Origin of the sequence: Arthrobacter sp. H20 (assembly GCF_000520515.1) — a bacterium.
GTDB lineage: Bacteria > Actinomycetota > Actinomycetes > Actinomycetales > Micrococcaceae > Arthrobacter_D.
Genome location: NZ_KI914743.1, coordinates 1 through 17,653 on the forward strand (window position 1 = coordinate 1; position 17,653 = coordinate 17,653).

Here is a 17,653-nt window from a genome sequence, read left to right on the forward strand (position 1 = left end):
CAATCGATCATCCCTACCGCGTCAGCTTCTGCCAGTAACTGGGTGTGGATCCTGTCCCAGGTGCCATCGCTGCTGAACCGGCGGTGGCGTTTCCACACCGTCTTCCACGACCCGAAACACTCCGGCAGATCCCGCCACGGGATTCCTGCCCGGAACCGATAAACGATGCCCTCAACGACCAGCCTGTGATTGTTGAAGGGGCGGCCCGGGCTTCCGTCCGAGCTCGGCATCAACGGCTCAATCCGAGCCCACTGAGCATCCGACAAAACAGCAGTACGTGACATACCACCAGCATCCCAAAGACCTCACCGAACAATAAGGAGACACGCCCTAGGACTTAAGCCTCTGCTCATCTACCTGCTGGCTCGGGAAGATTTGTCTATGAATCCAACGACAACCAAGACCGACATTCATGTGGTGTGGCTGGAGGAAGTAGGGATGGATGACGTGCCCTCCGTAGGCGGAAAGAACGCCTCCCTGGGCGAGCTGACCCGATTCCTCCTCGACTCGGGCGTTCGCGTTCCTGAAGGCTTCGCAACGACAGCCGCCGTCTATCGAGCCTTCGTGACCGCCAACGGTCTTGAGCCGGGCATCCGCGCATCGATTGACCATTACCATGCCGGTCGGCTCACGCTGCGGGAGGCTGGCGAAACCATTCGGGCGCTGATTCTCGACGGCGAGTTCCCTGACGACATTGCCGCTGACATCAGGGAACACTACCGGGTGCTGTCTTTGCGCACTGGTCGCTCTCCTGCGTCGGTTGCTGTGCGCAGCAGCGCAACAGCCGAAGACCTGCCAGACGCAAGCTTCGCCGGTCAGCAGGAAACTTTTCTGAACGTCGCAGGCGAACGGGAGTTAATGGAAGCATGCCGGAGGTGTTTTGCCTCCCTATTCACTGATCGGGCGATCAGCTACCGCGAAATCAAGGGATTCGATCACTTGGAAGTGGCGTTGTCCATTGGTGTGCAGAGGATGGTTCGCTCGGACCTTGGCTCGGCCGGGGTGATGTTTTCCATTGACACGGAGTCTGGCTTTCCACGCAGCGTCCTTATCAGTGCAGCGTGGGGGCTGGGAGAAACTGTAGTCCAGGGGAGTATCAACCCCGATAAGTACCAGGTCTTCAAGCCGCTGCTCTCCACGCCACATCTCGTTCCAATCATTGAGAAGACACTGGGGGCCAAGGAACGAAAAATGGTGTACAGCCGAGGAGGGCATGCGCGCACCCGGACACTCGACACGACCGATCAGGAGCGGCGATCGATGGTTCTCACCGATGCAGAGATCCTGACCCTCGCTCGCTGGGCTGTGTCGGTGGAGGAGCACTACGGGCGGCCGATGGACATGGAGTGGGCGAAGGATGGGTCCACCGGTGAACTCTTCCTCGTCCAGGCGCGTCCAGAGACCGTCCAGGTGCAAAGGAGCGAAACTGAGTTCCGCCTGTACCACTTGCGGGAATCGGGGCGGCGGCTTGTCTCCGGGGCAGCCGTCGGCGAATCGATCGCCCATGGTGACGCCTGCGTTGTGCTCAATGCCCGGGACATCGAAAACTTTCGGGACGGCGCGATTCTCGTCACCAGGATGACCGATCCCGATTGGGTTCCGGTGATGAAGCGCGCTTCCGGGATCGTGACCGACCACGGTGGTCCAACCAGTCATGCCGCAATCGTGAGCAGAGAGTTGGGCGTACCCGCGGTGGTGGGCACAGGCGACGCCACTTCGCTTCTGGTGGACGGCACGCCTTTGACACTCAGCTGTGCCGGAGGTGAGCAGGGGGAGGTATTTGAGGGAACTCTTGCCTTTGATGTCGAAGAGGTGGACCTCGGTGCCTTGCCGCGAACCCGGACTGCCGTCATGGTCAATATTGCCAGCCCAGCCGCGGCGCTCCAATGGTGGCGGCTTCCGGCGGCAGGCGTGGGACTTGCCCGAATGGAGTTCATCATCAGCAACCTCATCCGAATTCACCCCATGGCACTAGTTCATCCCGAACAGGTCGCAGACGTCGACGAGATCGAACGCATCAAGGAACTAACCCACGGCTATGACGATCTTCAGGAATACTTCGTCGACGTCCTTTCGAGGGGGCTTGCCAAGATCGCCGCTCCCTACTATCCAAACCCTGTGGTTGTCAGACTGAGCGACTTCAAAAGTAACGAATACGCCCACCTGATCGGAGGGAGTTTCTTCGAGGTAGCAGAGGAGAATCCCATGCTCGGATTCCGTGGGGCGTCGCGCTACTACAGCGAGCGCTACCGGGAGGCATTCGCGCTTGAATGCCGGGCACTGAAGCGCGTCCGCGAGCGGCTCGGGTTCTCCAATGTTGTAGCTATGGTTCCGTTTTGCCGGACTCCACACGAAGCTGACCTGGTGATTGAGGTGATGGCGGACAACGGGTTGGTTCGCGGCGACGGCGGTCTCCAGATCTACATGATGTGCGAAATTCCATCGAACGTGGTGCTCGCGTCGGAATTTGCTCACCGGTTCGACGGCTTCTCCATCGGGTCCAACGACCTGACGCAGCTTGTCCTCGGAGTCGACCGCGATTCAGCGCAGCTGGCAAACCTGTTCGATGAAAGAGACCGGGCGGTGACATCGATGATCACCCAGGTCATTACCCAGGCGCATGCGGCTGGAATAAGGGTGGGGATCTGCGGTCAAGGCCCCAGCAACCACCCAGATTTCGCTGAGTTTCTGGTGCGAGAGGGCATCGATTCCATTTCGCTGAACCCGGACACATTCCTCCGCACGGTTCCGCTCATCGCCAAGGCCGAAAGGTTGAAAGCGTGAGAGTCGGGCTTGAAACCAGCACTCAACGGCAGCTCTTGGTGGGTTCTACTCGAGCCCGGCACGCATAGCGTCATCCAGACGGCCACCCCAGGTGAGGGGTGCGGCGATCCGGAACCGTCTCCCGCTGACGCTGTCGACGGTGATCCGAATGAAGTGGTCCTTCTGGCCAGCTTCCCAGGGAACAAGCAACCGGCCCACTGTATCAAGTACCTCGTGCGTGCGATCAAGCCTGTTGGCCGGGCCTTTGACCACCACACTCCAGGCGACCCCGCTATGCTCGTTCGTCCCGTCGATTTCCAAAGCGACACGATTGCCAAGTGCTAATGCGAGCTTGGTTCCATGGCCCGTCCGAAAAACCACCATACCGTCATCGATCGTGTAGTTGAGCGGAAAGATCTCCGGCTGGTCGTTAGCCCAGACGGCCAGGCGGCCAAATGAGCTCTGCTTCAACAGTTCCCAGCACTCATCTGATGAAAGGATAGTTGTCTCGGGTATTGCTGCACCGGTAGTCATGGCCCCGAGTCTAGGGTCATCAGCGACAGTCTCCTAGGGCCCAAAGTCCCTGAATGAGAGTCCTACTTCAGCAGCGCCACATCCGAGACCAAATCGATATGCGATTGCATCGCTGCAGCTGCCGAGGCTGAATCTCCAGCGCGGATCGCATCGGTAATCACCCGATGCGACCTCAACGATTGCTCCGGTCGCCCCGGCTGGCCCAGCGACTCAATGCGGGTCTCCAACACCATCTCGGCGATGAACGCCATCAGCTGCGCCAGCACGGGGGAGTGGGCGGCGGACGTGACCGTCTGATGGAACAACTCATCACCCCGGGTGCCCCGATCGCCAGCGCCGATCTCAGCCGCCATGGCATCCAGGGCGGCGTCAATCGCCGCCAGATCGTCTGCGGTCCGCCGGCTCGCCGCGAGAGCAGCCAGCTTGACCTCCAGTGTGCTGCGGGCCTCGGCAATCTCAGGCAGCCTGGTCTGGTGCTCGCGAAGTTTCCTGATCACCGTTGCGAGACTTGGTCGATACACCAGAACCGCACCTGTGCCGTGCTGCACATCGATGATGCCCAGCACCTCGAGAGCCACCAGAGCCTGTGCGAGCGTCGCCCGCGAAACTCCTAGTTGTTCGGCGAGGATTCGCTCAGCTGGCAGGAGATCACCGGCCCCTAGCTGTGCCTCCTCGATGTACACCAGGATCTGCTCGACGAGCTGCTCATAGAGCCGTGGGCGAGGCGCGCGGCCGAGCTGCCGTGGGTCGGGCAGTGCATTCATCAGCGGTCCTTAGCGTCGGCGGGGAGATGTCCTGCCAGTGTACGAGCAGATCGGTCAAGGAATACTTCACAATTGACAAATGGATCAGTGTCTAACAGTCTAGTCCAGTGCGCCGGTAACGTGCGTCACATCACACTTTGACCGGCGAAAGTAGACTTATGTCCGTCCAACTCCTCTCAATTATCATCCTGGCGGCGATGTTCCTCATCGCTACGCTGCTGCCTGTCAACATGGGCGCACTGGCCTTTGTTGGCGCTTTCCTGCTGGGTGCGGTCTTCCTCGGCATGGAAACCGATGACATCATCGCCAACTTCCCTGGGGGCCTGTTCCTTACCCTTGTGGGCGTCACCTACCTCTTTGCCATCGCGCAAAACAACGGCACGATCGACCTCTTGGTCAACGGCGCCGTCAAGCTCGTCCGCAGCCGCGTTGCACTCATACCCTGGATCATGTTCATCATCACCGGCGTCATCACCGCCGTCGGCGCCCTTGGACCCGCAGCTGTGGCCATCATGGCACCGGTCGCCCTCGGCTTCGCCGCCAAGCACAAGATCAGCCCCCTCCTGATGGGCATGATGGTGGTCCACGGAGCACAGGCCGGCGGCTTCTCACCGATCGCCGTCTACGGCGTCATCGTCAACGGCATTGTCGCCGACACCGGCTTCGACTACAGCCCCATGGCTCTCTTCCTCTCCAGCCTCATCTTCAACTTCCTCATTGCCGTCGTCCTGTTTATGGTCCTTGGCGGCCGGAACCTCTTCTCGGCACGGGTCGAGCAATTCGTCGAAGGCGCAGCCGATGCCCGGATGCGCGCCAGCGTTGGCGCCCGGGCATCGGGCACCGATGTTGATTTCCGTGGTACCGGATCGGGAACCGATTCGCTGAAGCGCAAGGAAAAGGCCGCCAACGACGACGGTGTCGTCGCCAAGCAGACCCTGCCGCAATTCGCCACCATTGCCGGCCTGATCATCCTCGCCGTCGTCGCCCTCGGCTTCAAGGTCGACGTCGGCTTCGTCGCCATCACCGTCGCCGTCGCCCTCGCGCTCATCTCTCCCCGGTCGCAAAAGGGTGCAGTCGAGAAGATCAGCTGGTCAACAGTGCTGCTGATTTGCGGCATGCTGACTTTCGTCGGTGTCCTGCAGGAAGCCGGAACCATCGAGTACGTGTCCGACGGCGTTGCCAGCCTGGGTATGCCGCTCCTGGCCGCCCTGTTGATCTGCTACATCGGTGCAGTCGTCTCCGCGTTCGCCTCGTCGACGGCGATCCTCGCGGCGCTGATTCCGCTGGCCATCCCGTTCCTCGAATCCGGTGAAATTGGAGCGATCGGCGTCATCGCCGCTCTCTCCGTCGCCTCCACGGTGGTTGACGTTTCACCGTTCTCCACCAACGGCGCGCTGGTGCTCGCCAACGCACCGGAAGGCACTGACAGGGACCGCTTCTACAAGCAGATCCTTGCCTACGGCGGCATTGTTGTTGCCGTCGGCCCGCTGGTCGCCTGGCTGGTCCTGGTGGTTCCGGGCTGGCTCTAAGCCCTGAACGCCGCAGCCGGTTACCCCACTGAGAGGAACGATTTCAATGAACACCGAGAACATCAGCCCCGCAGAGCGGTCAGGCCCACTCACCGGCACCCTGGTTGTGGACCTCAGCCGCGCGTTGGCCGGCCCCCACGCGGGAATGATGCTGGCCGACCTTGGTGCCCGCGTGATCAAAGTGGAGAACCCCGGTTCCGGCGATGACACCCGTGGCTGGGGCCCACCCTTCGTGGGCCCCGAAGATAACCCCCAGGCCACCTACTTCCTGTCCTGCAACAGGAACAAGGAATCTATCGCCCTGGACTTGAAGAGCGACGACGGCAAGGCGATCCTGACCGCCCTGCTGGAACGGGCCGACGTCGTCGTCGAAAACTTCCGCCCGGGCGTCCTGGACCGCCTCGGGTTCTCCACCGAGGCGATGCATCAGCTGAACCCTCGGCTGGTCATCCTTTCCATCACCGGCTTTGGGCATGACGGTCCTGAGTCCAGCAGGAGCGGATACGACCAGATCCTGCAGGGCGAGGCCGGCCTGATGTCGCTCACCGGGCCCGGCCCGGATGACCCGCAGCGCGTCGGCGTGCCGATTGCTGACCTCCTGTCGGGGATGTACGGCGCGTACGGCGCGCTGGCGGCTCTGCTGGAACGGGAGAAGACCGGCAAGGGTCAAGTGGTGCGCACCTCGCTGCTCGCGGCGCTGATCGGGGTCCACGCTTTTCAGGGCACCAGAACTACTGTCGCCGGAGAGGTTCCGAAGGCCCAGGGCAATCATCACCCGTCGATCGCTCCGTACGGTCTCTTCAGTTGCCAGGCCGGAAAGGTGCAGATCAGCGTCGGCAGCGAAAAGCTGTGGCAGAAATTTGCCATGACATTCGGGATCGATGCCGACCGCGCAGAGTTCGCCAGCAACGGTGACCGGGTGCGAAACCGCTCCCTGCTGATCGGAGAAATCGAGAAGGCGTTCGGTGACTACCAGTCCGAGCCCCTGCTCGCAAAGCTGAATGAGGCGGGAATCCCGGCGGGCAAGGTCCGCTCACTCGATGAGGTGTACGAGTGGGAGCAGGTGAAATCGCAGGGCCTGCTGATCGACGTCGAGCACCAGTTGCTCGGCAAGGTCAGCCTGCCCGGCCCGCCGCTGCGATTCTTTGACGGCACCGAGAACGAGACGACCAACTCCTCGCACACAGCCCCGCCGCTGTTGGACCAGGACGGCGCCGATATTCGGCGTTGGCTGGACGACGCGCTGGCCAAGGACGCGTAGCGTGGCGCAGGCCCAGCAGGCGCGCCACCTGACGGCGGCGGAACTGATCGATGTGGTTCTTGATCCAGGCACGTTCGTCTCCTGGGACGAGCCTGTCACGGGCCACCATGCCGACGCCGGGTACGAGCGGGAGCTTGAGGCTGCTCGTCAGAAGAGCGGTGTGGACGAGTCTGTGATCACCGGTGAGGGTCTGATCCGTGGCCGCCGGGTCGCAGTGATTGTGTCCGAATTCCGGTTCCTTGCCGGCTCCATCGGATTGGCCGCCGCCGACCGGATTGTCGACGCCGTGGAGCGCGCCACGCGTGAACTCCTCCCGCTGCTGGCTGGCCCCGCATCCGGTGGCACCAGGATGCAGGAGGGAACACTCGCTTTCCTCTCGATGGTGAAGATTTCGGCTGCTGTCCGCACCCATCGGCGAGCCCGGTTGCCCTACCTGGTGTATCTGCGGCACCCGACGACGGGCGGGGTGATGGCCTCCTGGGGCTCACTCGGCCACGTGACTGTCGCCGAACCCGGCGCGCTGCTGGGGTTCCTCGGGCCCAGGGTCTACGAGGCCCTCTACGGCAGCGAGTTCCCTGCGAACGTGCAGGTCTCTGAGAACCTGTACGACAAGGGACTCATCGATGCGGTAGTCCCGCCCGAGCAGCTGTCCGAAATAGTCGACCGGGCACTGAACGTGCTGACCCAACAGGCCGCCGCGCCAGCGGCACCGCCGGCAACCCTCGACGTCGTGCCGGCCAACGTCGACGCCTGGTCGTCCATCGAGATATCCCGCAACCGGCTCCGTCCGGACCTGCGGCGGCTGCTCAGCTGGGCAGCGCAGGACGTTTTGCCGCTCAACGGCACCGGTCAGGGTGAGAAGGACCCTGGTCTGCAGCTGGCCCTGGCCCGCTTCGGCAACCAGTCCTGTGTGGTGCTCGGTCACAATCGGTCCCGGTCCGCGCCGGAAAGCGCCATGGGGCCCGCCTCGCTGCGTGAGGCACGCCGCGGAATGAAACTGGCAGAAGAACTTGGGCTGCCACTGCTGACTGTCATTGATACTGCTGGTGCGGCCCTGTCCAAAGAGGCAGAGGAAGGCGGCCTCGCAGGAGAAATCGCGCGGTCGCTGTACGATCTCATTGGGCTGCAGTCGCCCACCGTGTCGGTACTGCTGGGCCAGGGCGCCGGCGGGGGAGCGTTAGCGCTCCTCCCCGCCGACCGCACCATCGCCGCCCACCACGCCTGGTTGTCGCCGCTGCCACCCGAAGGGGCTTCTGCCATCATGCACCGGAGCACCGCTTTTGCGCCGGCGTTGTCGGAGTCACAAGGGGTCAACGTCGCGTCGCTCCACGTCAACGGGCTGGTCGATCACGTGGTTGACGAGCGCGACGACGCGGCCAACGAAGCCAAAGCGTTCTGCCTGCGGATGGGCGCAGCAATCGAATACGAGCTATCAGCGGTTTCCGGGGCACCCATTGACGAGCTCCTCATCAGGAGAACGGCCAAGTATCGCGATCTAGGGCCGCGATGTTAGTCCAGCGCCTTCATGGGGGAGCTTGCAAAACACCCCGTAGGGTATAGTGAGGGGACCACCCCCACCTTGGAGACACCATGCAACTCGACACCTCAGAGCTGACCCCGGTCATCAACCGCCTCAAGCGCGCCCAGGGCCAGTTGGCCGCCGTCACACGCATGCTTGAGGGGGGTCAGGACTGCAAGGACGTCATCACCCAGTTGGCAGCAGTCTCCAAAGCTCTTGACCGCGCGGGGTTCGCGATCATCGCTACCGGGCTGGAACAGTGCCTCAGCAGTGAGGACTCCACCATGGACAAAAAGGAACTCGAAAAGCTTTTCCTCTCGCTCGCCTAGCGTTGCAGTTCAGGACGGACCATTCCCGGACGGGCTCCCGGTGTTGCGGGACCTTGCTGTCGGTGGCATAGTTCGGACGGTGTGGGGCGCCGCAGAGCTCTCGCGCTGATTGGGCGACCTAACACCCACCGAATGGCGAGGCAGGTTTCATGTCACACCGCAGTTCGCTTAGCCCAGTTGATTCGTCGGCTCAGGATCTGGCCGGCGATCCGGCCCTGGCTGAACTGCTTCTTCGGACCGCTGACGGGGACAAGTCAGCGTTCGCTTGCCTGTATGAGCAGACCGCCAAACGGGTGTACGGCCTGGTGCTACGGGTGATCAAGAACGCAGCGATAGCCGCTGAAGTAGTGCAGGAGGTCTATCTGCTGCTGTGGACATCGGCTGGCCAGTTCGACGCCGATCGAGGATCGCCGCAAAGCTGGATCTTCACGCTGGCTCACCGCCGGGCGGTCGACAGGGTACGTAGTGAGCAAAGCTCAATTGGGCGTGATGCCGCCTATAGTTTCCGCGCGGCCGCTGTCCGGCCGGACAGCGTCGAGGAGACTGTTCACCACACGCTGATGTCCGAAAGCGTCAAGAAGTGCCTTGGATTTCTCACGGAACGCCAGACGGAGGCCATTAGCCTCGCCTACTACGGTGGATTGACCTACGTTGAAGTCGCTGAGACGCTCAAGATCAAACTGCCCACAGCCAAGTCGCGGATCCAGTCGGGGCTCATCCGTCTCCGCGATGCGATGGAAGCCGACGGTTACGACTCCCACTCTCGGTGAGCAGCACAAGAAGGTTTGACATGAATCCCTACCTGCAGCAATGGTTTGCGCGCCTTGCCGCGCTGAGCTCGGGGGTCACCACCGACGCCATCTGGGAGAACTACACCACCATTGGTGGAACCTGCGACGCCGTCGAGTTCACGGCGTACCTTCACGGACTGCTGCAACTCGACGCGTTCGAACGGGACATGGCCGCGCATGCGATCAACGAGATCCTAGACAACGATGACTCGCCCGTTCGCCGTGCTGCGTACACCACCGACACCCTGTCGCTCGCCTCCGGAGTCCCCACTGACAGCAGCTTCGGGAGTTGGACTGACCAGGCGCTGAGACGGTTCACGACTGCCTCGGCGGACCTGTTCCCGCTGGACCGGCCCGAATCGCTGCGCCTGCGGTCACTTAACCAAACCCGTCTGATGGATTCCCCGCCCGATGAACGCTTCGACCGGATCACGCGGGAGGCGCAGGCAACGTTTGGTGTGAGTTCGTCCTCAATCGCGCTGATCGGGCAACACCGTCAGTTCATCAAATCGGTGACTGGGCCGATCGGCAGCAATGGCCCACGCCGGACCTCCTTCTGTGCCCAGACCATCCGCAGCGAGGAAGTGCTCGTGGTGCGCGATGCCCTGGCCGATGACACGTTCAGAGACAATCCGCTGGTCCAGCTGAAGCCCCACATCCGGTTCTATGCCGGGCATACGCTGCGTGGCCCAGGCGGTTGGCCGATCGGTACGCTGTGCATCATTGATGATCGACCGGGCGAATTTTCGGCCGCAGACAAGCTGGTGTTAAAGCGGCTGGCCGCCGAAGCCCAGGACCAAGTGGAAGTCTTCCACTCCTAGGACTCAGCGGCCAGCCGTTACCTGGGCTACTTCGCTGAAGACAGTGACATGGGAAGGACCCGTCGCATCACGTCCGAGAGAGTGATCACGCCGATGAACTCTCCCTTGTCCATTACCGCTGCGAACTGGACGCTCGCACTGCGGATCTGGGCGAGGGCCTCATAGACCGGCACGTCGGCGTCGAGCAGGAACGCGGGTCCTGCCAGCTCGCGTACCGCACGGTCAGCGGGTTCGAGGAGGGTGTCCCTGACGTGGATGACACCCGGCGCCTCGCCCTCGGTGCTCCGGACCAGGATACGGAGGTGCTTGGATTGTGCCGCTGCCTCCTGCACGTCTGCCACAGTCGCGCTGTCAGGGACAACCGTGGGTGAGCCGTTGGGGGCGATCAGGGAGCGCACGGTGAGCGTCTCCAGCTCGAGCGCACCGGACAGCTGAGTCTCGAAGGACGCATCCAGAGCGCCCGACGCCGCTGAGTGCTCCACCAGGTGACGAATGGAACTGGCATCGAGGCCGCCAACTGCGGCCCGGCCCACCGGGGTGACCCCGCTGGCTGCCACCAGCCGGTTGGCGATGGAGTTGACCCAGACCAACAGGGGCCGGACGAGCCAAATGAAGCCCCGGGAAGGCAGCCCAATGAGCTTGGCTGACCGCTCCGGGTGGGCAATCGCCCACGATTTCGGCGCCATCTCCCCGACCACCAGGTGAAGGAAGGTCACGAACAGCAGCGACAGGGCGAACGCAGTTCCACCAGCGATGCCAGCGGGGATGCCCCACGACCCGAGAACAGGACCGAGCCAGGCGTCAACTGCCGGTTTGGTGATGGCGCCGAGGACGAACGTGCAGGCGGTAATCCCCAGTTGGGCTCCCGCGAGCATGATGGTGAGCTCGTTGATGCCACGCAATGCGGCGCGAGCTGAGCGGTTGGTAGCGGCCTCGGCTTCAAGGCGGTATCCGCGCGCACCCAGCAGTGAAAACTCGATCACAACGAACAATGCGCTGAGAACGATGAGCAGCACTGTTACTAGAGACACGGTCAGCGGATCTGTCATCGGGTGCCTTCCTCAGTGGTGGTAACCTCGACGAGCCGCACGAGCAACTCACTGGGCACGTGGCGTGCAACCTGGAGGATTTCGACGTCGAGCACCCGGCGGACCGGCTCATCCTGGATGAGGTCCCGGGGATCGTCCGGCAGTTCGACGGTGACTGTCTCACCGACGGTGGGCAGCTGCCCCCGGGCGGCAATCAGGACTCCGGAGATAGTCTCGTAGTCGCCAAGGGGCAGTTCGCGCCCGATCGCGCGCTCAACCTCGTCAACGTGAACATCGCCGCTCATGCGCCAGATGAAGTCCTGTTCGGATGCGATCGTCGGCGGCGCTTCCTCGTCGTGTTCGTCGGTGAGCTCACCGACGAGTTCCTCGGCCATGTCCTCGACGGTGATGACCCCGGTAAAGCCGCCATATTCGTCAATGACGCAGGCAAGCTCGTTGCGCGATCGTGTTAGCTGTTGAAGCGCGTCGGGTAGGGACATCAGTGTTGGCAGCACCAGTGGTGGGCGCATGACGGTGGTCACCAGGGAGTCGTCGCTGACTGTCGATGGCAGAATGTCGGCGAGCTGCACGACGCCGAGGGGCTCCTCGGTCTCTGACACCACCGGATACCGGGTGTGCGCATCCGCCATCAGGATGCGGACCTCACCAACAGTTGCCTGTGGGCCGACTGTGCCGACTTGGGACCGCGGAATCATTGCGTGCTCGACGTCCCGATCCGGAAAGTCGAGGATCCGGTCGATGAGCATCGACAGCTCCGCGGGCAGGTCACCACTCTGGCGGGAGTCGGCAACGATCCTGTCGAGGTCTTTGGCAGTCGCAGTGATATCGACGTCGTGAACGGGCTCGACGCGGACGAGCCGCAGCAGGGCGTTCGCCGAGCGGTCGAAGACAGTGATCAACCAGCCGAAAGCGGCGAGGTAGATCGTGGTTGATCGCGCCAATCCCCGGGCGAGTGGTTCTGGGTTGGCGATCGCCAGGTTCTTCGGGTACAGCTCGCCAAAAATCATCTGGACGACCACTGCGAGAACCAGAGCCAGAACTGTGCCAATCGAGATGCCGAGTGCCATCGGTACCCCGGCTCCGCCGAGGAGGATGCCCAGCGATTCACCCACCAGCGGTTCAGCCACATACCCGACCAGCAAGCCTGTCACTGTGATGCCCAGTTGGGCGCCGGACAGCATGAAGGACGTCCGGCGGGTGACTTTGAGCGCCCGTTGGGCAGCGACGTCGCCGCCGTCGGCGAGCACGGCGAGTTTGGTCCTGTCGACTGACATGTAGGCGAATTCCTGGGCTACGAAATAGCCGTTGGCGGCGATAATGGCCAGAATGATGATGATGCCGAGTAAAAGGGTGAGTAGCGTGATGGTCACTTCAATGACCTCCCGCCACTGGCCGGTGTGAATTCACGGCCGAAACTCTGCTCAGGACTTAGATGTATAGAACAACAATGGCTGGGGTCATCAGAGGACCCCGGTTTCGTACGCAGTCAGACCAGCACCTTTTGCAGTCGGTGAACCATAGAGATAGCTCACTATACCGAACGACCCTACCGCTCAGCAGCCTGGGGACACGCCTGTGGCGTTCGACTGTGTTCGGAAGTCGGTAAACAATAGACGAATGAGCGATGCAGGGGAGTTTGTGGACGCCGCATTGCAGCGTGAGGCATCGTGGGAACGGGCCGAGGACCGGGGCAGTGATGGGCTCCAGTTCTACGGTTCAACGGTGGGTGCTGTCCGCGGGACCGTCCGCGATGCGTTGCGTCGGCACCGAGAGCTGGATCACGACGCCGTGCTGGCGCTCAGTTCCGAGCTATGGAGCCTCCCCATCTTCGAGCGCCGGCTGGCGGCCATCGTGGTGCTCCAGTCGAAACTTGACCTCCTGCGGGTGACCGATCTGACCCGGCTGGAGGGGTTCCTGCGTCAGGCCAGCAGACGGGAGTTGGTTGATCCGCTAGCCCTGGATGTTGTCGGTCCCCTGATCGATCGGCTTGGCCCACGGGACGCTGATCGTGCCGTAGTCGTCCTCGACCGATGGGCGGCCGACGGTGATCACTGGCTGAGCCGCGCGGCGCTGCTGTCTCCGCTGCGGCCGCTGCGCACGGTGGTGGCGATTGGGATGGCTTTGTGCGCCGCGCGCGGGCAGCCACCGCACCGGGTCGGAACAGGGGTGCTGCAGACATCGCTGGTGAAGCAGTGGCACGGGTCCTTGAGGAGATGGCAGTGGCCAGGCCGGAACTAGGCAGCTCGTTGCGCCAAGCAGCGAGGGGGCCGACCGCGTAGAGTCGGAGGCGAGTCGGCGGCACCGCTGGCCACCCACCAAAGGAGTAGTCAATGGGCCTGAGTAACACGATCAAGAACGCAGTTGGACGACTGGCTAGCGGCAACCGTGGCACCACTGGCGGCCGTACGGGTTCAGCCACAGGCGCAGGAACCGGTCGCTCAGGTGGAGCAGGCGGAGGGATCGGTTCCAAGATCCGCAGCTTCCTCAACCGGCGCTAACCCATTGCGCGCCCGTCACTGGGCGCGCAATGGACCGGCCGCTTCCGACGTCGGGCACCACCATCCAAACACCATCTGACCACATCGGGGGTTTAACCATGCCAGATTCCTACTACCGGTCGCTCGGTGAGGACAGTTTCGAATCGACTATCCACGCGCAGGGTGCCTGGAATCCTGAGGAACAGCACATGGCGCCGGCGGCTGGCCTGCTGGCTCATTGTCTTGAGCGGTGCAGCCCCCGACCCGATTTGCGGATGGCTCGGCTCAGTTTCGATATCCTCGGCATGATTCCGGGAGGAACCTTCGACGTGCTTGTCAAAGTCATTCGGCCTGGCAAAACCATCGAACTGCTCGAAGCTGAGATGGTGTCCGGAGGACGCACGGTAATCAGGGCTAAAGCCTGGCGGTTGGCCAAGGCAGACAGCGCTGAGGTAGCGGCGATCGAGGACACGCCGATGCCCGGCCCCGATCAGGCCGGCCCCTTTTCGGAGATGACCGCCTGGCCCGGCGGATACATCGAGTCGTTGGAGTTTCGGGTAGTACAGGGGCACCGCCCCGGCCGGGGGCGGGTCTGGATTCGCACGCCGCACCAGATGGTCGAAGGTATTCCGACTGCCGACCTGGTGAGGTTGATCGGCTTGATCGATACGGCCAACGGCGTGTCCGCGCGCGTTCCGCCGGGGCCCGGCAGCTGGATGTTCCCCAATCTGGATTTGCAGGTCCATCTGTACCGCGAACCACAGGGGGAGTGGCTCGGACTGGAAACGAGTGTCAGTTTTGGGACCGACGGCATTGGGCTGACGTCGGCTGTGCTGCATGACACGACAGGGCCCTTTGGGCGTGCCGAGCAGATCCTCACCATCCGGAAGCTGTAGCAGAGCAACTAGTGTTGATCCGAGTTGGACCTATCGATACAAAGGAGCATCACTATGGAGTACCGGAAGCTTGGAAACAGCGGGACAGCGGTCTCGGCGTACGCACTAGGCACCATGACCTTCGGCGCCGAGGCCGATGAAGCCACCTCCCACCAAATCCTGAGCGCCTACGCCGCGGCCGGTGGAAACTTCATTGACACTGCCGACGTCTACACGCGTGGCGCCTCCGAGGAGATCATCGGATCCTGGCTGGCAAAGAACCCTACCGAGCGTGACCAGATGGTCCTGGCATCGAAGGGCCGGTTTCCGATGGGCGACGGAGTCAACGACATTGGCTTGTCCCGCCGCCACCTCCGCCGTGCCCTCGACGAGTCCCTGACCCGTCTGGGGGTCGAGCACCTTGACCTTTACCAGGTGCACTCGTGGGATCCGCTCACCCCGCTTGAGGAGACACTGAGCTTCCTCGAAGACTCGATCCGGAGCGGGAAAATCGGGTACTACGGGTTCTCCAACTACTCAGGCTGGCAGCTGACCAAGGCTGTCTGGCTTGCCAAGGCACACGGCTGGAACGCACCGGTCACCCTGCAGCCCCAGTACAGCCTGCTGGTCCGCGAGATCGAGTTGGAAATCGTTCCGGCAGCGCTCGACGCCGACATCGGCCTCCTGCCCTGGTCGCCCCTGGGCGGCGGTTGGCTGACCGGAAAGTATGAGCGGGACACCTCGCCCACCGGGGAGACCCGGCTCGGAGAGAACCCGGAGCGCGGCATGGAGGCCTGGAAGGAACGAAATTCCAAGGAGCGTACCTGGAGCATCATCGACGTCGTCGTCGAGATCGCGGCTGAGCGCGAGGTCACAGCGTCGCGGGTCGCCCTTGCCTGGGTAGCCCAGCAGCCAGCAGTCACCTCGGTGATCCTCGGCGCACGAAACACCGACCAGCTCGCCGATAACCTGGGCGCGGATGCCCTGGCACTGTCAATTGAGGAGATTGACCGCCTCAGCGCCATCAGCGCCCCCGAGGTATCCGATTACCCCTACGGCGGTCCGGGTCAGGAGCAGCGTAGTCGGCAGGTCGACGGCGGACGCTAAGCCCCCGGTCTGGGAGCTTTCACGGAATTCTCGGGCGGACACAAACGTTGGGATGTACAGAGTGCCCGCTCCGGTCACCCAAAACGAAAGGCCAGCACCATGGCAAAGGCAGTGTGGAACAACGCGGTTATCGCGGAGTCGGATGAGACGGTAATGGTCGAGGGGAACCACTACTTTCCCAAGGACTCAGTCAAGGCCGAGTACCTGACCGCTAGTGCGATGAGCACCAGCTGCCCGTGGAAGGGAACGGCCAGCTACTTCTCGATCACCGTCGACGGCGACAGGAACGATGACGCCGCCTGGACGTACCCCGAGCCGAAGGCCAAAGCGGAGAACATCCGCGACCACGTGGCCTTCTGGCGGGGAGTCACTGTCACCGACTGACTAGCTCACCGGCCGGGGCGGGGGCAGGTTCGGCAGCGCGGTTTGGTACAGCCAAGGCTCCAGCAGGGCTGCGGCGTCGAAGCCCCTGACCCCGCCGCACAGTTCCTGTGCAAGATCGATCAGGTCGGCAGTGCTGACACTGCCGTGCCTGAACCGTGTAGTCCATTCGCGAAGGACAGCGAAAAAGAGGTGGTCACCGGTGGCCGCCCTGAGGGCATGCAGCGCCAGCGCGCCACGCTTGTAGACCCGATCGTCGAACATGTCCGCTGCCCCGGGATCGCCGATCGCGAGGTCCTGGGGTTCGGCGGCCAGCAGGCGCCAGGCCTCGGTTGCGCGTTGCGCCGAGGAGAGTGCTCCAGACTTTTCGGACCACAACCATTCGGCGTAGCAGGCGAACCCCTCGTGCAGCCAGATATCCCGCCAGGAGTCGATTGTCAACGAGTTGCCGAACCACTGGTGGGATAGCTCGTGGGCGATGAGCCGCTGTGACTCCCAGTCAGAGCCCAGATGGTTGCGACCAAGGATTGACAGTGACTGCGCCTCCAGAGGGATTTCAAGCACATCATCGGCGACCACCACCGTATACGTCTCAAAAGGGTAGGGCCCAAAGAGGTCAGCGAAGGCGCTCATCATTTCGGGCTGGCGGACAAGCGCCCGACGCGTGGCGTCGCGCAACCCGACCGGCGCTGCACTGAACTGCGGAACGAGGCCTGCCCCTGAACGGTCGAGCTGGTATCTCCCGATCTGCACCGTCGCAAGGTAGGTGGCCATTGGCTCCGGTTGGTCATAGACCCAGGTTCCACGACTGGCCTTGGGTGTGTGGGAAACCAGCTGGCCGTTGCAGATGGCACGGTAGTTAGTGTCGGTGGTCACCGCCATCCGGTAGGTGGCCTTCTGGCTGGGATGGTCATTGCAGGGGAACCAGGAAGGCCCGCCCGTTGGCTGCCCGGCGACGAGGACGCCGTCGGTCAATTCCTCCCACCCCACCTCGCCCCAGGTACTCCTGGTGGGCGTGGGGTTACCGCTGTACCTGATCTCAAGAGTGAACTCCTGAGAGCCGCTGATCGGCGCACTCGGGGTCACCACCAGCCGTGAACCCCTGGCACTGAAGCGGAGGATCCGGCCGCCCCTGAGGCTCACTTTAGTGACCTTCAGCCCCACGAGATCCAGTTCGATAGTGCGCAGCAGTTGGGAGGCGGCTCCGGCGGCGCGGCCAGTGACGACGGCGCGGGCCGCCAACCTGTTGCTCGCCAACCGGTAGTCCAGATCGAGGTCGTAGTGCAGAGCCGTCCAGTGCGCTGATCCGTGCCCAGGCGTGTACGGATCAGGCAGCTGAACGCTGCGAGCAGCTACGCCGCGGATAGCCTGCTTCATCGCGCGACCGCCGGGCTGATCGCCTCAGCAGTGGTTGCCGGTCGTTTCCAGGGGCTCACCGGATTACCGATCCAAT

At 62.9% G+C, this 17,653-nt stretch carries 18 protein-coding genes; 12 read left to right on the forward strand and 6 right to left on the reverse strand.

Annotated features, from left to right (window positions below; genetic code table 11):
- On the reverse strand, positions 1-284 hold a 284-nt coding region (locus Y703_RS0113010; RefSeq protein ID WP_026553048.1), incomplete at its 3' end, for an IS5 family transposase.
- Positions 285-381: 97 nt separating this feature from the next.
- Between Y703_RS0113010 and ppsA the strand changes: the two genes are divergently transcribed.
- Positions 382-2,784: a phosphoenolpyruvate synthase gene (ppsA, locus tag Y703_RS0113015; protein WP_026553049.1), complete on the forward strand. Its 2,403-nt coding sequence runs from the start codon at positions 382-384 to the stop codon at positions 2,782-2,784.
- A gap of 45 nt (positions 2,785-2,829) precedes the next feature.
- On the opposite strand, the gene Y703_RS0113020 is transcribed toward ppsA, so the two are convergent.
- On the reverse strand, positions 2,830-3,297 hold the full coding sequence (locus Y703_RS0113020; protein ID WP_026553050.1) for a pyridoxamine 5'-phosphate oxidase family protein: 468 nt from the start codon (positions 3,295-3,297) through the stop codon (positions 2,830-2,832).
- 62 nt (positions 3,298-3,359) lie between these two features.
- On the reverse strand, positions 3,360-4,061 hold the full coding sequence (locus tag Y703_RS0113025; RefSeq protein WP_035765125.1) for a FadR/GntR family transcriptional regulator: 702 nt from the start codon (positions 4,059-4,061) through the stop codon (positions 3,360-3,362).
- A gap of 158 nt (positions 4,062-4,219) precedes the next feature.
- Here Y703_RS0113025 and Y703_RS0113030 point away from each other — a divergent pair, with 158 nt between their 5' ends.
- From Y703_RS0113030 to Y703_RS20985, 6 genes are all read left to right on the forward strand, one after another.
- Positions 4,220-5,590, forward strand: a complete 1,371-nt coding sequence (locus tag Y703_RS0113030) for an SLC13 family permease (RefSeq protein WP_026553052.1) — start codon at positions 4,220-4,222, stop codon at positions 5,588-5,590.
- 46 nt (positions 5,591-5,636) lie between these two features.
- On the forward strand, positions 5,637-6,851 hold the full coding sequence (locus Y703_RS0113035; RefSeq protein WP_026553053.1) for a CaiB/BaiF CoA transferase family protein: 1,215 nt from the start codon (positions 5,637-5,639) through the stop codon (positions 6,849-6,851).
- Position 6,852: 1 nt separating this feature from the next.
- Positions 6,853-8,364: a carboxyl transferase domain-containing protein gene (locus Y703_RS0113040; RefSeq protein ID WP_026553054.1), complete on the forward strand. Its 1,512-nt coding sequence runs from the start codon at positions 6,853-6,855 to the stop codon at positions 8,362-8,364.
- A gap of 77 nt (positions 8,365-8,441) precedes the next feature.
- Positions 8,442-8,699 (forward strand): metal-sensitive transcriptional regulator, encoded by a 258-nt coding sequence (locus Y703_RS0113045; protein ID WP_026553055.1) that lies wholly within the window; start codon positions 8,442-8,444, stop codon positions 8,697-8,699.
- A gap of 149 nt (positions 8,700-8,848) precedes the next feature.
- Positions 8,849-9,469: an ECF RNA polymerase sigma factor SigK gene (gene sigK / locus Y703_RS0113050; protein WP_026553056.1), complete on the forward strand. Its 621-nt coding sequence runs from the start codon at positions 8,849-8,851 to the stop codon at positions 9,467-9,469.
- A 20-nt stretch (positions 9,470-9,489) separates the two neighbouring features.
- On the forward strand, positions 9,490-10,311 hold the full coding sequence (locus Y703_RS20985; protein ID WP_051427579.1) for a GAF domain-containing protein: 822 nt from the start codon (positions 9,490-9,492) through the stop codon (positions 10,309-10,311).
- A gap of 26 nt (positions 10,312-10,337) precedes the next feature.
- Here Y703_RS20985 and Y703_RS0113060 read toward each other — a convergent pair whose 3' ends face one another.
- On the reverse strand, positions 10,338-11,360 hold the full coding sequence (locus Y703_RS0113060) for a CNNM domain-containing protein (protein WP_026553057.1): 1,023 nt from the start codon (positions 11,358-11,360) through the stop codon (positions 10,338-10,340).
- Positions 11,357-12,730 carry a hemolysin family protein gene (locus tag Y703_RS0113065; RefSeq protein ID WP_026553058.1) on the reverse strand — a complete coding sequence of 458 codons (1,374 nt, stop codon included), beginning with the start codon at positions 12,728-12,730 and terminating at the stop codon, positions 11,357-11,359. Before Y703_RS0113065 ends, Y703_RS0113060 begins: the two co-directional genes overlap by 4 nt.
- Before the next feature lie 247 nt (positions 12,731-12,977).
- Between Y703_RS0113065 and Y703_RS19895 the strand changes: the two genes are divergently transcribed.
- The 5 genes from Y703_RS19895 (at position 12,978) to Y703_RS0113090 (ending at position 16,203) form a co-directional block, all read left to right on the forward strand.
- Entirely contained in the window at positions 12,978-13,598 is a 621-nt protein-coding gene (locus Y703_RS19895; RefSeq protein WP_253908045.1) for a DNA alkylation repair protein, read from the forward strand.
- Positions 13,599-13,690: 92 nt separating this feature from the next.
- Positions 13,691-13,858 carry a hypothetical protein gene (locus tag Y703_RS22180; protein ID WP_155849529.1) on the forward strand — a complete coding sequence of 56 codons (168 nt, stop codon included), beginning with the start codon at positions 13,691-13,693 and terminating at the stop codon, positions 13,856-13,858.
- Between the two features lie 98 nt (positions 13,859-13,956).
- A complete protein-coding gene (locus Y703_RS0113080; protein ID WP_026553059.1) occupies positions 13,957-14,733 on the forward strand; it encodes a thioesterase family protein in 777 nt (258 codons plus the stop codon).
- A gap of 54 nt (positions 14,734-14,787) precedes the next feature.
- Positions 14,788-15,819 (forward strand): aldo/keto reductase, encoded by a 1,032-nt coding sequence (locus Y703_RS0113085; RefSeq protein ID WP_026553060.1) that lies wholly within the window; start codon positions 14,788-14,790, stop codon positions 15,817-15,819.
- Between the two features lie 99 nt (positions 15,820-15,918).
- Positions 15,919-16,203, forward strand: a complete 285-nt coding sequence (locus Y703_RS0113090) for a DUF427 domain-containing protein (protein WP_026553061.1) — start codon at positions 15,919-15,921, stop codon at positions 16,201-16,203.
- Here Y703_RS0113090 and Y703_RS0113095 read toward each other — a convergent pair whose 3' ends face one another.
- Positions 16,204-17,577, reverse strand: coding sequence for a M1 family metallopeptidase (locus Y703_RS0113095; protein ID WP_051427580.1), 1,374 nt, complete (start codon positions 17,575-17,577; stop codon positions 16,204-16,206). It abuts the gene before it with no gap.
- Positions 17,578-17,653: the final 76 nt, after the last annotated feature.